Source organism: Erysipelatoclostridium sp. DFI.2.3 (assembly GCF_019132535.1).
GTDB lineage: Bacteria > Bacillota_I > Bacilli_A > Erysipelotrichales > Erysipelotrichaceae > Clostridium_AQ > Clostridium_AQ innocuum.
In genome coordinates this window covers 18,614-36,209 of the sequence record NZ_JAHOOJ010000015.1, presented here as the reverse complement: position 1 = coordinate 36,209, position 17,596 = coordinate 18,614, and the positions used below count along the sequence as shown (strand labels likewise).

Here is a 17,596-nt window from a genome sequence, read left to right as displayed (position 1 = left end):
ATGGAGCACATGGTATACTTGTCAGGGTAAGAATTGTGGAGGTAGGTATGAGTATTGTTACGGTAGAAAATGTTTCGCACAGCTTTGGCGGAAGACAGATTCTGGAGAATGTATCCTTTCGTTTGCTGAGCGGTGAGCATGTTGGTCTTGTCGGAGCCAACGGAGAAGGGAAATCAACCTTTCTGAATATACTGACGGGAAAGCTGGTTCCGGAGGAAGGGCGTGTTGCCTGGTGCCGCAGAATCACACGAGGCTATCTGGATCAGCATACGGTTCTGGAGAAGGGAAAGTCGATTCGTCAGGTATTGCAGGATGCATTTTCCCATCTGTTTGAGCTGGAAGCGGAAATGCTGCAGAAATATGAAGAGATGGGAGATTGCAGTGAGGAGCGTATGAATGAGCTTTTGCAGGATGTTGGGGAAATTCAGGACATACTGGAGCACAGCGGTTTCTATATGATTGATGCCAGAATACAGGAGGTCGCACAGGGACTTGGATTACTGGATATCGGTCTGGAAAAGGATGTTACCATGTTGAGTGGAGGGCAGCGCTCCAAGGTGCTGTTATGCAAGCTGCTGCTGGAAAATCCGATGATTCTGATTCTGGATGAGCCGACCAACTATCTGGATGAGGGACATATTGCATGGCTGAAGAACTTTCTGATTTCCTATGAGCATGCATTTATTCTGGTGTCGCATGATATTCCGTTTTTAAACAGCGTTGTCAACATTATTTATCATGTTGAAAACTGTGAGCTGACACGGTATGTCGGAGATTACGATTATTTTCTAGAACAGCATGCGTTAAAGAAACGCCAGCTGGAGGCGGCATATGTAAAACAGCAGAAGGAAATCGCCGATCTGGAGGATTTCATCGCCCGCAACAAGGCGCGTGTTGCAACGCGTAACATGGCTCATTCCCGCCAGAAGAAGCTGGATAAGATGGATCGTATCGAAAAGGTAAAGGAAAAAGTGAAGCCCAGCTTTTCCTTTTTATCGGACCGCGCACCGGGGCGTGTGATTTTCGATGCAAGGGAACTGGTGATCGGCTATGAGGAACCGCTGACAAAAGCAATGCATCTGGTGCTGGAGCGCAATATGCGGGTGGCGATAAAAGGTGTTAACGGTCTTGGTAAGACAACACTGCTGAAAACGCTGATGGGCAGAATTCCAGGCGTCAGCGGAAGCGTTGAGGTTGACCCGTATGCATCCATCGGCTTCTTCGAGCAGGAGGAAGCCGGAGAATCCATGAGTGCACTGGATTATTTCTGGAAAGAGTATCCGGCGATGACAAACGGTGAGGTACGTGCGGCTCTGGCAAAGTGCGGACTGACGACAGATCATATCGAATCCGGAATGTGTGTGCTTTCCGGAGGAGAACAGGCAAAGATTCGTCTTTGCGTGCTGATGAATCGTGAACATAACGTTTTAGTGCTGGATGAGCCTACCAACCATCTGGATGTGGATGCCAAGGAGGAGCTGAAGCGGGCATTGAAGGCCTACAAGGGAACGATTCTTCTGGTTTCCCATGACCCGGATTTCTATGGCGATATTGTGGATGAGGTTTGGAATCTGGAGGAATGGACGACAAAAATTCTGTAAAGCATTCGATGATGTGTATTCTCTGGTGCTATAATGTAAGGAAAAGAACCCGTCAGGCGGCAGGTTCTTTTTTGAATAAACGTTTAAAGACAGGAGAACTTGATCTATTCCGCAGCGGTATGCTTCAGCTTTTCCTTTAAGTCGGGATAGGCTTCACATTCCAGAATAAATATGACGGCAGCATCAATCTGCGCGTTGGACAAGGTATCCACCCATCCATCATCGATTCCATACTTATGGATAATCTGTGCTCTTAATAAGGCTTTCTTGCCTTGGTCAAGACCCTCATCCTTTCCCTGTCTTTTGGCTTCCGCAGTTTGCTCTCTCAGATTTGCCTGTACTGCACGATTTGCAAACTCCACCGATTCCGCCCAGCTGAATAACGGGCCATCCTCACGCATTGCATTATATTTTTCCATAGCCACATTCACCATCCTTCTCTTCATGTTTAGTATAGCATCATCCGGATTATATGCAAGCACATAACAGAAGGTTTCAAATTCTGTCAGGTTTTCCATACCCCCGACCTCCTTCACACGCTGCCTGATCATCGGTAAAAACACAATTGCGCGATGCAGAGTATTGTTTGGTTCTTCCTGATTGTCTTCATCCTTTACCGTATAGTGACGAATCATGCGGCCTCCTGCTTTCGGCATCGAATTCATAAAGATAATCTGATAAAACGGCTTCAGCTTTGTGTAATCATCTCCCTGCTTCAGCTGTCTTTCGACCAGTCGATAGCCATACTGCTGAAAACGCAGCTGTTCCTCCTTCGTATACCCGGATACCTGCATCTCCAAATCATAAAGGTGACCGGTTTCATCCTCCAATACAACATCCAAAACCGCTCGTTTTCCGAAAAAGACTTCCGGCAGCAGCTCCGGATTCAGCACCTGGGTTCTTTGAACCTTCAATCCATAAATTTCTTCAATAATTCTGCTTCTCAGCAATTTAGAGCCTGCATCCTCTCCAATCAGCATATACTTGAAAAAAACATCATTGTGAAAGGGAATCGGATACTCCCTTTTCATCTCTTTTTGCATATGTACAATCCTCCTTTTTTTTATATACAGTCTTATATACGTATCGAACATGCAAAACTCCTAAAATTTTTACAAATATTTTTATTTTTTTTATAATCGATTTTGTAAACATGAGCAAAAAAGTGCTTGTTGGCTGTTGAGGGTTTACGGAATTTGGAATGTGTCAAGGTGGTTAACCGATATCCGAATCAGGTATACAAACACATAAGCGTAACAGGAGTGCAGATAATGATGGCTTTTCCATATTGCAATGATGAATTGTTATGCTGGAATTTGATGCAATCATAAAATCTATGATATGTTGAGAAATAGGTATAAAGGTTACGTGCTATTGTATTATAATGAAAAATATGCTATATATAAGATGTAGAGTGGCAGTTAAATCAGACGGGACATATAGTAATAGATATTAACTGTGAAAAGTATCCATATGTTGGTTCAGTGAAGCATGTATACAATCCAATACAAAGATTCATACTTGATTCCATTCTTCGCATTTTGAGTAGGATGCAAACAGTACATGAAAGTTGATTTAACGTTCTTGTTTTATCATAAAATTAAATGATCTTTCATCTGTCGTATATCCCCCTGCTGCAGCAGGCCGGCTTTGTTTATCTAATCAGGCATGAATAGCAACTGGAAGGAAGGTGAATGTATGTCTCAGATTTCAAAGGAAACAAAGGAATTGAACAAAGCATGGGTTTCCAAACAACAGGATTTACACAAAACATACAGCAGCTATATCATCGGTGGTGGTGTACTCGTTGTTATTGTTCTTCTGATACTGCTTGCAATTATGTACCTTTGAATCTCTGCTGTATCGGCTAATAATGCGGACACAGGATATGAAAACGCATTTGCATGCTTATTCTGTTCGTTTCACATTTTGTCATTGTGACCTGCTGCAGACATATGAAAAGAAATCTTTCTCTGTATTCCCTGTAGAAAACAAAGATAAGATTTCTTTTTAACGATAGATTTGTGATATACTTTTCAGGATAGCTGCAGGAGGAATAGATCATGAGAATTAAGAAAAGAGTCTTATCTGGCGGTGTTGTCGTGCTGACGGTTTTTCTGGTGTTAGGTGTATGCAAACCTGATATCGATAAATTCTGCCGTCAGAATCGAAGCATCACGGCTTTTTTTGCCAGTAAGGGTGTCGATTCGTTTGGAGAGTATCTTGGAGGCTTCATGTTTGATGCTGCAGCATTGGGTGTATGTGCTGTATTGGTTTTTTTTATTGCTCGTCATATCGGCACTCGTTTTCATAACCTTCAGGATCGAAGGAAGAAGTAGCAAACCGATACGATTGTGAAGCCTCAGGCTGCCGGCTTACCCTGCGCATAGGTGTGAATCAGCAGACCGATAACAACGATACTGCAGCCGATCAGCTTGCGCATGGAAAACAGATCCAGCAGAAAATAATCCAGTAGCATACCGCTGGCAAGCTGTGCAACAAATACAATCAGTGTCAGCTGCAGGGGAGGAATGCGGGTTACGATACGATTTAGAAGAATAATATTGATGACACCGATGACACCGCCCATAAGCAGGATAGCGTTCCCGTTTTTCATCAGCTGCGGGAGTGCGGGGGAAATATGCGGGGCAAACAGCAACAGAAAAGCCAGACTCGCCAGCAACCCGCTCGCATAATTGAAAAAGCTGCTGGATAATGCTCCGATTTTTTCCGCCAACAAGGCATTTACACTGCGACTCAATACGATACTGACCCCTGCCAGCAATGCAAAGAAAATGGAACAGATATAGCTCATTCCAGCATCACCCCGATTCCTATTAAAATAATGAGCAGAGATACCAGCTTTATCGGCTGCAGTTTCTGTTTTTGTGTGCCAAGCGCACCGCTTTGTTCCAGAATGATCGAAGTCAGCATCTGTCCACATAATCCCAATGCACTAATCATTGAGGCTCCCAAAATCGTAATGGTCAGATTGTTGAAGAAGACAGTGAATACCCCGATTACACCACCCAGATATAAAAAACGGGAAGCATGGGGAAGGTCTCGAAGCGAAATGTGTTTTACTTTTAAAACGATATACATCGTCAATAACCCGCAGGCATGGATTAGAACCGTTGCGGTATACAGATCGATCAGATCAGAAAGCTGTCCGTTAAATACCATCATGACACTGACCACAATACCACTGAGTATTGCCATACTGATTGCCATATTATCACCTCGTATAGTAGAATACAGGTTTTTCTTGAACACGCATAGGACATATGTCATAATGAGAGAAGAAAGCAGATGATTAAGGAAAGGCGATACACATTGCATACCTTTTCAAAAACGGACGGAGGAAGTGTATGGAAAAAACGGCAGCCGCTTATATTCGGAAATATCGACTCGATCAGATTCTGGAGGAACGGCATGTATCCATGCTGGAATTAAAAACATGGAAGCGGCGGGATATCCTTCTGCATGCAGATACCGAGCTGCATCATCTTTTGTTTCTGGTGGAGGGAAAGGCAAAGACCAGCTATATCAGTGCAAACGGACAAACGGTCCTGCACTCCTTCCTGTATCCGCTCAGTATTCTTGGTGAGGTGGAGCTTTGGAAGCAGATGCCTGTGCTGAATGAAGTGACGGCATTGAGTGAAGTAATAACACTGCAGTTGCCATTAGTTCGCTGTGAACAGTCACTCAGACAGGATGTCCGCTTTCTGCAGTATCTGGTATCCGAGCTGTCGGAAAAGCTGAAAAACAGCAATCGCAACGCATCCATCTCGCTTTCCTATCCGGTTGAAAACCGTTTGGCATCATATCTCATGGCAGTATGTGAGCGGGATGTTTTTCAGGAGGATCATGGTGAGGTTAGCAGTTTGATTGGCTGCAGCTACCGGCAGCTGCAGCGCTGTCTGTCACAGTTTTGTGAACAGGGGCTCCTATATAAATGTGAAAAAGGCGTTTATCGAATCAATAACCGTAAACAGCTGCAAACGCTGGGGCAGGACATCTATGGAGGAATTACATCATGAGTGTGGATATTAAAATTGTAAACAGGGGAATTTTCAAAAAGAAACTCAGTATGCATGATTTTCTGGAAACCGGTCTGCAGGCAGGCGTCATGGACAGCACCTGGCGGATGCAGCCGCTGGAGGCGGAATCGGCAGATGACTTTATCCTGTATGACCCTTCGTGTATCGCAAGAGGTATACAGGTGGTCTGGAAGCAGCCGTATGAGGTGGAGCTGTATCTGCTGCTGCCGACCTGCCATCAGGAAATCGAAGCCTTTTATGCCCTGATTCAGCACCTCTGCAAACGCTGGAAGACGAGTGCCTTTGAACAGGATGGGGAAACACAGGAGCTGCGAAGCATTGCAGGTATTAAGCAGCATCTCACCACATTCAGTGACGAGTGTCTGGGTTCCTTTCTGAAAGAGCATGCGGATGGCTGTTTCTTTTCCGCTATGCACCCACTTTGGTTTGAACAGCAGGATCACGAGGAGATGCACGACGACTTCGGAGCATGGCTGCATAACCATCAGAAGCAGGATGTTTATTATGCAGTACCACGCGTCTACCAGAAGGAGGATGGATTTTTCGGTGTATATACAATAACCTCCACCGTTGACAGTCTGTTGCCAATCAAGCCGGAGGCACCCTTTGGGATGAAGGATCCGGTAAGTGGAGAGGACATACAAATTGATACTTGGTATGCGGCCTTTTATGATCTGGAAGAGGAGACCTTTCTGGGACAGCTTCCATATGAAGCATTTGTAAAGGAAATTCATTTATCGGAATGTGAACGCTATGATGCTAAAATGCGGAAGCTGCCGGGTATGCGTGCCGCACATCAAAGAGAACTGATTCAGCAATATGGTGTGGACATCTGATGGCGCTAGAGGCAAAAAAGAACGCTGTAGTATTCTATAATCAATGGACGATGCTTCCTGCAAAGAAGATTCATGAAGGCGTTCAACATATACATGGCTAAGTATAAAAAAATGCAGCCCATGCGGATGCCAGGTTCTTTCTCGATTGCGGGTAAATATAAAACAGGGAGACTTCAACTTCTATTGATAAATACAATAGTGTTGAAGTCTCCCTTTTGCAAAAACCCTAAAATAAGAAAGAACCGTATGCCGGTCTGCATTTTTCTTATTGGATCACAGCCAGGATATTTTGTTTTCCGTACCGTTTTTAATTTTTACGATATTTGCCCTGTGCCGGTAGATCACCAGTATTGTCAACAGCCAGCTGGCCGCGACAATCTCCACGCTGATATGCAGCTGCATAACCGTGATATAGATACTGCTGGTAAGTGCAGCGCACATGCTGGACAGCGATACCATCTTACCTGCGTACAGCACAACCAGAAATACTGCGAACGGCACGATCAGATACCACGCACTCTGGAAGGTAAAAATGGATGTTGATAACAGAAATCCAAACATTGTCGCAACGGCTTTCCCACCGCGGAACCCTGCAAATACCGGATAACAGTGACCAAATGCCGCCGCAAAGCCTGCCCATATGCTCGCCTCCAGATCAAAGCAGGAAACGACACCGACAGCAACAACAACCTTTACTACATCACAGACAATGACTGAAATTCCGGCTTTTTTTCCTAACACACGTCCTGCATTGGTGCCGCCCAGATTGCCGCTTCCGAAATTGCGGACGTCTGTCTTATAGAAAAGTTTTCCGATGACGAGGGCAAACGGGATGGACCCCAGCAGATACCCCAGCCCCAGATACCAGATCCAGTTGATATTCATAGCTTCACCTCATTCATATTCGTCTATATTTTACCACCTTACCCACATAAGGAAAAGAAAAAAGAAACAATTCTTCTTATTTTCATGTTTTTAGTATATAATAATTAGGCCGTATTGCGGATTTTAAAAGAAATTTAATTGCAGGAAGGTTTTAAATTTGATACACTGAACAAAGCGGGCTGATGATGAGGTCAACGACAGCGAAATAGAAAGAGGTGATGGTATGGCAGAAAATGCATATGATGGAAGCAGTATACAGATTCTTGACGGCCTTGATGCTGTACGGAAACGACCGGGTATGTATATCGGCTCCACAGATTCCAGAGGCTTGCACCATCTGGTTTGGGAGATCGTAGACAACTCGATTGACGAGGCATTGAACGGTCATGGGGATACAATCCGCATAACGATAGAAAAAGACAACGTGATCTGCGTGGAGGATGAAGGACGGGGTATGCCGGTGGATATGCATGCCAGCGGTGTTCCCACTGTGCAGGTCATTTATACGGTACTGCATGCCGGTGGTAAATTCAGCACGGAGGGCGGCTATAAGACCAGCGGCGGTCTGCACGGTGTTGGTGCCAGCGTGGTAAATGCGCTGAGTGAATGGGTGGAGGTTACGGTTCATCGTGACGGTAAAATCTATCGCATGAGCTTTTCCGACGGGGGACGTGAGGTATCCAAGCTGGAGGTTATCGGTAAAACGAACAAAACCGGAAGCAAGGTACGCTTTAAGGCGGATAAAACAATGTTTTCAACGACGAAGTACTCCTTTCACCAGATCGCAGAGCGCGCCCAGGAGGATGCCTTCTTACTGGAGGGCTTAAAGCTAGTCGTACGCGATGAGCGCGAAGGGAAGGAACGCGAGGAGGTTTATCATTATGAGCAGGGGCTGGTTGCCTTCATGGAATATCTTCATGAGGATAAGCAGGTCTTCCATAAACCGGTTGCCTTCAGCGGAATGAGCAATGATATCAAGGTGGACTGTGCCTTCCAGTATACGGATGAGTATCAGGAGAATATTTTTTCCTTTGTCAACATCGTTCGTACCAAGGATGGCGGAACGCATGAAACCGGAGCGAAGAATGCCTTTACCAAGGTGTTTAACGAATACGCAAGGAAAAACGGCTTACTGAAGGAAAAGGATAAAAACTTTGAGGGAAGCGATGTCCGGGAAGGGCTGACGATCATCCTGTCACTGGGGGTGCCGGAAAATCTCTTGCAGTTTGAAGGACAGACCAAGGGCAAGCTGGGAACGGCAGAGGCGAAGGCAGCGGTGGACAGTATCGTAAGTGAAAAGCTGAGCTTTTTCCTGGAGGAAAACAAGGAGCTTGCCATCACACTGATCAAGAAGATGCAGCGTGCTTCGACGGCACGCGAGGCTGCCCGCAAGGCGCGTGAGGATGCCCGTAAGGGGAAAACCAGAGGAAAAACCGAGAAGATCCTATCCGGAAAGCTGGCGAGCGCACAGAGCAAGGATGCCAGAAAAAAAGAGCTGTATCTGGTCGAGGGGGATTCTGCCGGAGGCAGTGCCAAGCAGGGAAGAGACAGCAAATACCAGGCGATTCTTCCACTGCGCGGTAAGGTGCTGAATACTGAAAAGGCAAGCATCACCAATATCGAAAAAAATGAAGAGCTGAATACCATCATTCATGCGCTGGGAGCCGGTGTGGGTGCGAATTTTCACGCAGAGGATTCCAATTACCATAAGGTCATCATCATGACCGATGCCGATACGGATGGTGCGCATATTCAGATTCTGCTGCTGACGTTCTTCTACCGTTACATGCGGGAGCTGATTGAACAGGGCATGGTGTATATCGCACTGCCGCCGCTGTACAAGCTGCAAAAGGGCAAGGAAATCCAGTATGCATGGACCGATGAGGAGCTGGATGAGCTGCGCAAAACCTTCCCGAAGGGCTTCAGTCTGCAGCGCTACAAGGGACTTGGTGAAATGAATGCAGATCAGCTGTGGGATACGACCATGTGTCCGGAAACCCGTACACTGATTCAGGTAACGATTGACGATGCGGTTGTGGCTGAGAAGCGCGTATCTGTTTTAATGGGGGATAAGGCCAATCTGCGCCGTGACTGGATCGAGGAAAACGTATCCTTTACACTGGAAGATGATTATGAAGTGGAGGCAAGACGATGAAGAAAAAAGAACTGCCTGCTGTTGAGCATCACAGCAGCGTCATTTCCTCTCCGCTGGAAGATATCATGGGGGATCGCTTCGGGCGATACTCAAAATATATTATTCAGGATCGTGCGCTGCCGGATGCCAGAGATGGTCTGAAGCCGGTGCAGCGAAGAATTTTGTATGCGATGTATGAGGATGGCAACACCTGGGACAAGGGGTATCGGAAATCTGCGAAGACGGTCGGTCTTGTCATCGGTAACTATCACCCCCACGGGGATTCCTCTGTCTATGATGCAATGGTGCGTATGTCACAGGAATGGAAGATTCGCACACCGCAGATCGACATGCAGGGAAATAACGGATCGATTGATGATGATCCCGCAGCAGCCATGCGTTACACAGAGGCAAGACTAGGGAGGATCAGTGAGCATCTGTTAAAGGATATTGAAAAGGAAACCGTGCTGTGGGCACCGAACTTCGATGATACGGCAATGGAGCCGACCGTGCTTCCTGCCCGTTATCCCAACCTGCTGGTTAACGGCATTACGGGTATTGCTGCCGGGTATGCGACCAATATTCCACCGCATAATCTGAGCGAGGCAATCGATGCGGCTGTGTATCGTATCCAGCATGCGGACTGCAGTCTGGATGAGCTGATGGAATACATACAGGGACCGGATTTTCCAACCGGAGGAATTGTACAGGGAATTGAAGGAATCCGGGAAGCCTTTGAAACCGGAAAGGGCCGCATCATCATCCGCGGTAAGGCAAACATCGAACAGAAGAAAACTGTACAGCAGATCGTCATTACAGAAATTCCGTATGAAGTGATCAAGAGCAACATGGTCAAAAAAATTGATGATATCCGTCTGAACAAAAAAATCGAGGGGATTCTCGATGTGAGGGATGAGAGTGACCGCAACGGGTTGCGTGTCGTTGTGGATATGAAAAAGGATGCCAATGCCCAGGTGATTCTGAATTATCTGTATAAAAATACCGATCTGCAGGTTTCCTATAATTATAATGTTGTGGCGATTGTTGACAAGCGTCCGGTTCAAATGGGTCTGGCTCCGATGCTGGATGCCTTTATTGAGCATCGCCGTGAGGTGATCGAGCGCAGAAGCCGCTTCGATTTGAAAAAGAAGGAAGACCGCTGCCATATTCTGGAGGGTCTGATCAAGGCGGTATCCGTTCTGGATGAAATCATTGCATTGATTCGTGCCAGCAAGGACAAGGCGGATTCCAAGCGCCGCATCATAGATGCCTTTGCCTTCAGCGATGCACAGGCAGAGGCAATCGTTACCATGCGGCTGTATCGTCTGTCCTCCACGGATATTACGCAGCTGCGTGAGGAATATGCCGCACTGCTGAATGAAATAGAGGAGCTGCACGATATTCTGGAGAATCCAAAAATGCTGAAAAAGGTCATGATCCGTGAGCTGAATGAGGTGAAAAAGGCCTTTAAGACACCGCGTTTGACAAGTATTGAGCATGAAATTGAAGAAATCGTTATCGACAAGCTTGCGATGATCAACAGTGAACAGGTGATGTTCACCATTTCCCGTGACGGCTATTTCAAGCGGGTATCCATGCGCAGCTACGGTGCCAGCAGAGACGATATGACCGGCTTAAAGGAAGGCGATCATCTGGTCGGCTATGGGGAAGTGAATACGCTGGATCATGTATTGTTTTTTACAACACAGGGTACCTATGGCTATACGCCGGTATATGATGTCGAGGAATCCCGCTGGAAGGAAATCGGAAGTCATATCAACTCCACGATTCGCATCAGCGGAGAAGAAAAAATCACGGATGCCTTTGTCCTGCGCAGCTTTGCGACGAATGCCTACATGATTTCCGTAACGAAAAACGGTCTTGTGAAAAAGACGGCAGTACGGGAATATGAGGTATCACGGAACAATAAAACCATGAGCAATATGAAGCTGCTGGATGGGGACGCGGTCGTGAAAACGATGGTCGCCTATGCTTATGATGAAATTCTGATTGCATCGAAAAACGGCTTTGTGAGCCGGTATCCGGTATCCCTCATTCCGGAAACCTCTCCACGCTCCAAGGGTGTGAAGGCAATGAATCTGGTCCTGGATGAAATTGTCAGTGCCTGCATTTCTCATGGGGATGCTTCCCAGCTGATCGTCTTTACGGATCAGTGTCAAATGAAGCGCATCAAGCTGAGCGATGTTGATGTGACCGGACGTCCGACCAAGGGCAGCATGATCTGTAAAAAGGTGAAATCCAAGCCTTATCAGATTGCGCATATTGCACTTCATGACCTGAATGATGAGCTTGTCATCATCAATGAGGAAACGCAGAAGATTCTTGCGAAGGATATCAGTCTGATGAGCAAAGACGCCACCTTCTCCTCGCCGTTGCATACCACACAGGATTACTATTTCCTGCGGACACTTGCAGCTGTCGAGCAGCGTGAGCTGCCTGCAATACAGGAGGAAAAACAGGAGTTTGAAGAAATCGAACTGTTTGAAGACTAATTCATAGAAAAAGCCGGGGCGCTATGCTTCGGCTTTTGTCTGTTTTTAGAAGCTTCAACACGCTTCCTTTCAAAGGGCTTGTCTGTTTGAAGTCATTATGTGGTTTATGTTTGTATCAATAAAGAACCATAGCATCATTGGTATGCGAAAAAGCAGATAAAAAAGCAACCATTTTCATACAGATGATTGCTTTTTCACACTGTTTCTTTATGTAATCAGAACTGTTTGCGCTTTGATGCTGCAGGAATTTTCAGCTGATCCCGGTATTTGGCAATGGTTCTCCGGGATATTTCCAGGCCATCCTCCTTCAACAGATCACACAGCTTCTGGTCACTGTACGGCTTCTTTTTATCCTCCTGATCAATCAGCGAGCGCAGGCGCAGATGAACCTCGTTTGCACTCGTGTCCTCATTCACTCTGGCAGGAAAGAAAAACTTCAGGGGAATGATCTGCTGTTCAAATAAGATGGATTTGCCGGATACAGCACGGGATATGGTGGATTCGTGCAGGCTCAGCTTAGCCGCGATATCCTTCATGTTCAAGGGCTTCAGCTGTCCATGCTGCAAAAAGAAATCCTGCTGGACAACGGCAATGACCTCCATGATGCGCTCGATGGTGGAATTGCGCTTTTCAATACTGCTCAGCAGAGCCTCCGCCTGCTTTTGCTGCTGGCTCAGATATTTTGCTGTGTCCGCATCTGCATCCTTTACAGGAGCTTGCAAGCGCAGTCCATAGGTTTTGCGAAACATCTGTATGTGGATTTCATTCTCCTCCACAACGATCTGCATGTCCGGATTTACATAGGCGCTGCTCGTTGCATAGCGTGCCCCCGGCTTTGGGTCAAGTGAGCGGATCAGGGAAATCGCCTGCAGCACATCCTCCAGAGGTATCTGCAGCGCCTCTGCTATCGCAGGAAGCTTGTTCTCGCTAACCTCCTTCAAATAGAAGTTTACAATCATGATGGCAATCTGGGAGTAGGGAATGTCCTCAAAGCACAGCTGAATCAGCAGGCATTCCTGAAGGCTTCTGGCACAGACTCCGGCCGGCTCAAAGGTCTGTATCTCATTGATCGTATCCTCGATGTCATCCAGGCTGTACTGTGGAAGCATTCGCTGGATATCTTCATCCTTCAGCTGCAGATAGCCGTTTCCATCCAGTGAATTGACGATAAACTCTGCAAGCTCCTTATGAAGCGGATGCAGGCATGTGGCAATCTGCTCCTGCAGTACATCCGCAAGGGTCTGCTCATTTGTCACAAAATTCAAAAGCAGGTCAAAATCCTGCTGGGAATGGGATGCGGCCCCGGTTTCATAGGCATCATCAAATTCCAGCAGCGGATTTTTCTCCAGCTCCTCTTCAATCCAGGATTCCAGCTCCTGATTGTTCATTTCCAGTATTTTCAGATCCTGCTGCTGCCGAATGGATAGCTTCTGCTGCTGTGTAAGATTTTGCAGGACACGTGTTTCCAGTTTCATTTTACATCACCATTTTTATTATACATGAAATTGAAAGAGTTTTCATCTGGGAAATTTAGGTTTCTCACACAGGAATCACGAAAAGGTATGGTATAATGAACAGCATGTAAGGAGGGAAGATATGCAGATTGATACTTTACAAAGGAAAATCGATGAAACACAGGCTGTATGCAGAAGCTTAAAGCAGCGCTCCTCTTCCTATGCGATGCAGCGAGGTGTTCTGATTCTGATTGCTCTGTTAGCCCTGTTTCGCGGATATTATTATGAGCAGCTGTTTTATGCGCTCTGTGTGCTTTCACTGGGACTGTTTCTATATATCGCCGCAAAGCACAGGGCGTTGAAACAGAGGATAGAAGATCATGAGGTTATGATGGAGGTACTGCAGGATGTACTGCGGCGCAAGAACAATGGGTGGAAAGCATTTCAGGATACCGGTTCTGAATTTCTGCAGGAGGAGAATACGCAGGCATATGATCTGGATCTGTTTGGGGACGCGAGCCTGTATCAGTATCTCTGTGTGGCAAAAACCGTATACGGAAGAGAACGACTGGCAGAGCTTCTCAGTGCACAGCAGCAGTCCCGCAAAGCGATGCAAAGCCGCAGTGCTGCCGTACAGGAATGCGCCCGAAAGACGACATTCACCTTTACCCTGATACAGCTTTTAAAGCTGTATGAGCGTCATGGACAGCGAAAAAAACGTTCAACCATGGAACATATCCTAAGCTATATGGAAGAAGAACAGGTACAATATCCACGCATTGTGCGTATGCTGTGTGCTCTTGTATCCGCACTCACACTTATGACACTGCTTCTTTTTCTGTCAGGTATCATCCACTATGGCCCCGTTCTCATACTGGCTACCGTTTCTCTGTGTCTTTCGCTTTTGTTTTTTATGAAGCATGCCCAACAGCTGTCCGGCGTAGCACCACTGGCATATCTGATTGAAGATTATGAGCGAATCTTTCATCTGATTGAGGAGACTGCCTTTCAAAGTGATGCTCTTTGCAGGATTCGTTCGGATGTGGAGGAAGCTTGTGCCGCCATAAAAAAACTGCGCCGCATACTGATGCTGGTACAGCTGCGCTCCAACAGTATCCTGTTTTTCCTCGTCAACGCCTTTGGTTTGCTTGATTTCCAATGTGTGATTGCTCTGCAGGACTGGAGACAGCGCTATGGCAGAACCCTGCGCATCTGGCTGCAGGATATCGGAGAGCTGGAAAGCTATCTATCTCTTGCACAGCTGAATCTGGCGAAGGAAGCAGTCTGTATTGCGGACAGTACACCCAAACCTCCTTATCTGCATGCGGTAAATATTGTGCATCCGCTGCTGGAGGAAGGAAGTGCTGTTGCAAATTCTATAACAATCGATAACGGCACCTATATCATAACCGGCTCCAATATGTCAGGAAAAACCACCTTTTTACGAACGCTGGGCATCAATCTTGTGCTGATGCATGCAGGCGCCGGAGTCTGTGCCGATTCCTTTTGTGCAGGCAGCATGAACCTGTTTACCTCGATGCGTGTGCATGATAATGTAAGCGAGGGAATATCGACCTTTTATGCGGAAATTCTGCGCATTCAGCAAATGAATGAGGCAAGCAGAAAGCAGGAGCCGATGCTGGTTTTGATCGATGAGATTTTTAAGGGTACAAACAGCGCGGATCGCATTTACTGTGCAACAAGTGCCATCCGTCATCTGCATCAGCCGTGGATCATCACCCTGATCTCCACACATGATTTTGAATTGTGCGAGCTGAGCGGCGACCCGGCCATACGGGCAGTGAATTATCATTTCTCGGAATATTATGAGAAGGATCGCATCTGCTTTGATTATCGGCTGAAAGAAGGAAAATGCATAACAACGAATGCCAGAGAGCTGATGCGTCTGGCCGGATTCAAGGAGGAAGTATGAGCAAAACATTTGTACTGGCTGAAAAGCCGAGTGTAGGAAGAGAGCTGGGAAGAGTTCTCGGCTGTCCGATAAAAAAGGACGGTTATATGGAGGGAAACAAGTATGTGGTTTCCTGGGCACTGGGACATCTGGTAGAGCTGGCAGACCCGCAGGATTATGATAAACGTCTGGAAACCTGGGATATGCAGGACCTTCCGATGCTGCCGGACAAAATGCAGCTGAAGGTGATCTCACAGACCGCAAAACAATACAAGCTGGTAAAGAGCCTGCTGCACCGCGGAGATATCCGTGATATTGTAATCGCTACGGATGCCGGAAGAGAAGGGGAGCTGGTGGCCCGCTGGATTCTTGAAAAGGCAGGGGTACGCAAGCCGATGAAGCGTCTGTGGATTTCGTCACAGACAGATAAGGCGATCAAGGAGGGCTTTGCGCATCTGAAGGATGCCAGAGAATATGAACCCCTTTACCGCAGTGCGGTATGTCGGGCTGAGGCAGACTGGCTCGTCGGGTTGAACACCACCCGCGCGCTGACCTGTAAATTCAATGCACAGCTTTCTGCCGGTCGTGTGCAGACACCGACACTGGCTATGATTGTCGACAGGGAAGCGGAAATCCGCAAATTCGTACCAAAGGAATATTTCACACTGCGTGTGGATGCCGGTGCCTTTGTGCTGGATTATCGCAAGAACAACAATGCGTCCATAATGGACCGTAAGCAGGCAGAGACGCTTATGAAGCAGCTGAAGCACAAGCAGATTACGATTCAGGACGTGGAGCGCAAGCGTCACAAGGAACAACCGCCGCAGCTCTATGATCTTACCGAGCTGCAAAGGGATGCCAATCAGCGCTTCGGCTTCAGTGCCAAGGAGACGCTGAATTATATGCAGAGCTTATATGAAACACATAAGCTGCTGACCTATCCCCGTACCGATTCCCGCTATCTGAGTCAGGATATCGTTGGGACACTGAAGGAACGGCTGCAGGCGATTTGTATTGATGTGTATGAGCCATTTGCACGTGACTTGCTGAAAAACGGCTATAAGGTAAGCCGCCGCTTTGTCGATGATGCAAAGGTATCCGATCACCACGCTATTATCCCAACCGAGGAATATGTGGAGCTGAACAGACTTTCACCAAATGAAAAGAAAATCTATGATCTGGTGGTTCGCAGGTTTCTGGCCGTACTGGGCAAACCGAGTGAATATGAGAAGACCAGAATTCATGCGGTGTGTGAGCATATGGACTTTTATGCCAGCGGAAGGATTATGATCAGTGACGGCTGGCGCGCACTCTATCAGAAAAACGAACGCTTTGATGAGGATGAAGAGCAGGATGATGATCAGAATCTGCCTTCTCTTGCGAAGGGACAGCAATATCCAATCAGGGATGTGCGCATCACCTCGCATTTTACCAAGGCACCGGCACGCTATACGGAGGCAACCCTGTTATCGGCTATGGAGCATCCATCGAAATTTATCAGCAACAGCCGTATGAAGGCTGTGTTAGAGGATGCGAATGGAATCGGTACCGTGGCAACACGTGCGGATATCATTGAAAAGCTGTTCAAAACCAACTATATTGAAAAACGCGGAAACTCCATCTATCCGCTAAGCAAGGGAATCCAGCTGGTATCGCTGGTACCGGAGGAGCTACGCTCTCCGCTGTTGACGGCGACCTGGGAGGAAAAGCTTACCGCAATCAGCAAGGGGAAGCTGAAGGATAAAAGCTTTATGAAGGAAATGCGCAGCTATGCCAGTGACCTGGTTGAAAAGGTGAAAAACAGTGAGGCAAGCTACCGCCATGACAATATGACGCAGAAGAAATGTCCTGAATGCGGCAGCAACCTGCTGGAAATCAACGGAAAGCGCGGAAAGCTTTTAGCCTGCAGCAGTCCTTCCTGCAAATACAAGCAGAATCTGTCGTTCACCAGCAATGCCCGTTGTCCGAAATGCCATAAGAAGCTGAATGTAGTCGGAGAAAAGGAAAAGCGTCTGTATACCTGTGTGTGCGGCTTTCGTGAGAAATTCGACCGCTTCAACGAGCAGCTGAAGGAAAAGCGCAATGTTGCCGGACGTGCAGAGCTGCAGGATTTCAATAAAAAGCAGGAGGCTGAAAAAAAGCAGGAAAAGAGTGCCTTTCAGCTCGCCTGGGAAGCTGCACAAAAAGCAAAGGAGTGAGA

At 47.0% G+C, this 17,596-nt stretch carries 14 protein-coding genes; 9 read left to right on the top strand and 5 right to left on the bottom strand.

Annotated features, from left to right (window positions below; translation table 11 throughout):
• Window positions 1–47: 47 nt before the first annotated feature.
• Window positions 48–1,601, top strand: a complete 1,554-nt coding sequence (locus KSZ58_RS15160; protein ID WP_008817163.1) for an ABC-F family ATP-binding cassette domain-containing protein — start codon at window positions 48–50, stop codon at window positions 1,599–1,601.
• A 104-nt stretch (window positions 1,602–1,705) separates the two neighbouring features.
• Here KSZ58_RS15160 and KSZ58_RS15155 read toward each other — a convergent pair whose 3' ends face one another.
• Entirely contained in the window at window positions 1,706–2,644 is a 939-nt protein-coding gene (locus KSZ58_RS15155) for a PD-(D/E)XK nuclease family transposase (protein WP_044947788.1), read from the bottom strand.
• Between the two features lie 625 nt (window positions 2,645–3,269).
• Between KSZ58_RS15155 and KSZ58_RS15150 the strand changes: the two genes are divergently transcribed.
• Both KSZ58_RS15150 and KSZ58_RS15145 read left to right on the top strand, forming a co-directional pair.
• Entirely contained in the window at window positions 3,270–3,452 is a 183-nt protein-coding gene (locus KSZ58_RS15150) for a hypothetical protein (RefSeq protein WP_177215800.1), read from the top strand.
• A 212-nt stretch (window positions 3,453–3,664) separates the two neighbouring features.
• A complete protein-coding gene (locus tag KSZ58_RS15145) occupies window positions 3,665–3,940 on the top strand; it encodes a hypothetical protein (RefSeq protein WP_009587419.1) in 276 nt (91 codons plus the stop codon).
• Between the two features lie 23 nt (window positions 3,941–3,963).
• Here KSZ58_RS15145 and KSZ58_RS15140 read toward each other — a convergent pair whose 3' ends face one another.
• Window positions 3,964–4,416: a DMT family transporter gene (locus tag KSZ58_RS15140; RefSeq protein WP_009587390.1), complete on the bottom strand. Its 453-nt coding sequence runs from the start codon at window positions 4,414–4,416 to the stop codon at window positions 3,964–3,966.
• Entirely contained in the window at window positions 4,413–4,832 is a 420-nt protein-coding gene (locus tag KSZ58_RS15135) for a DMT family transporter (RefSeq protein WP_008817167.1), read from the bottom strand. Before KSZ58_RS15135 ends, KSZ58_RS15140 begins: the two co-directional genes overlap by 4 nt.
• Window positions 4,833–4,969: 137 nt before the next feature.
• Between KSZ58_RS15135 and KSZ58_RS15130 the strand changes: the two genes are divergently transcribed.
• On the top strand, window positions 4,970–5,641 hold the full coding sequence (locus KSZ58_RS15130) for a cyclic nucleotide-binding domain-containing protein (protein WP_009587395.1): 672 nt from the start codon (window positions 4,970–4,972) through the stop codon (window positions 5,639–5,641).
• Window positions 5,638–6,498 carry a DUF4299 family protein gene (locus KSZ58_RS15125; protein ID WP_009587421.1) on the top strand — a complete coding sequence of 287 codons (861 nt, stop codon included), beginning with the start codon at window positions 5,638–5,640 and terminating at the stop codon, window positions 6,496–6,498. The genes KSZ58_RS15130 and KSZ58_RS15125 overlap by 4 nt, the downstream gene beginning before the upstream one ends.
• Window positions 6,499–6,771: 273 nt before the next feature.
• Here KSZ58_RS15125 and plsY read toward each other — a convergent pair whose 3' ends face one another.
• Entirely contained in the window at window positions 6,772–7,383 is a 612-nt protein-coding gene (plsY, locus tag KSZ58_RS15120; RefSeq protein WP_002609193.1) for a glycerol-3-phosphate 1-O-acyltransferase PlsY, read from the bottom strand.
• 223 nt (window positions 7,384–7,606) lie between these two features.
• On the opposite strand from plsY, the gene parE reads away from it, so the two are divergent.
• Window positions 7,607–9,538, top strand: coding sequence for a DNA topoisomerase IV subunit B (gene parE / locus KSZ58_RS15115; protein WP_002609192.1), 1,932 nt, complete (start codon window positions 7,607–7,609; stop codon window positions 9,536–9,538).
• Window positions 9,535–12,030, top strand: coding sequence for a DNA topoisomerase IV subunit A (parC, locus tag KSZ58_RS15110; protein ID WP_008817170.1), 2,496 nt, complete (start codon window positions 9,535–9,537; stop codon window positions 12,028–12,030). The genes parE and parC overlap by 4 nt, the downstream gene beginning before the upstream one ends.
• A gap of 215 nt (window positions 12,031–12,245) precedes the next feature.
• On the opposite strand, the gene rpoN is transcribed toward parC, so the two are convergent.
• The gene (gene rpoN, locus KSZ58_RS15105; protein WP_009270379.1) at window positions 12,246–13,505 is read right to left on the bottom strand and encodes an RNA polymerase factor sigma-54; all 1,260 of its coding nucleotides are present in this window, start codon (window positions 13,503–13,505) and stop codon (window positions 12,246–12,248) included.
• Between the two features lie 121 nt (window positions 13,506–13,626).
• Here rpoN and KSZ58_RS15100 point away from each other — a divergent pair, with 121 nt between their 5' ends.
• Both KSZ58_RS15100 and KSZ58_RS15095 read left to right on the top strand, forming a co-directional pair.
• Window positions 13,627–15,417 carry a DNA mismatch repair protein gene (locus tag KSZ58_RS15100; RefSeq protein WP_008817172.1) on the top strand — a complete coding sequence of 597 codons (1,791 nt, stop codon included), beginning with the start codon at window positions 13,627–13,629 and terminating at the stop codon, window positions 15,415–15,417.
• A complete protein-coding gene (locus tag KSZ58_RS15095; RefSeq protein ID WP_008817173.1) occupies window positions 15,414–17,594 on the top strand; it encodes a DNA topoisomerase III in 2,181 nt (726 codons plus the stop codon). Before KSZ58_RS15100 ends, KSZ58_RS15095 begins: the two co-directional genes overlap by 4 nt.
• The last annotated feature ends 2 nt before the right edge of the window (window positions 17,595–17,596 follow it).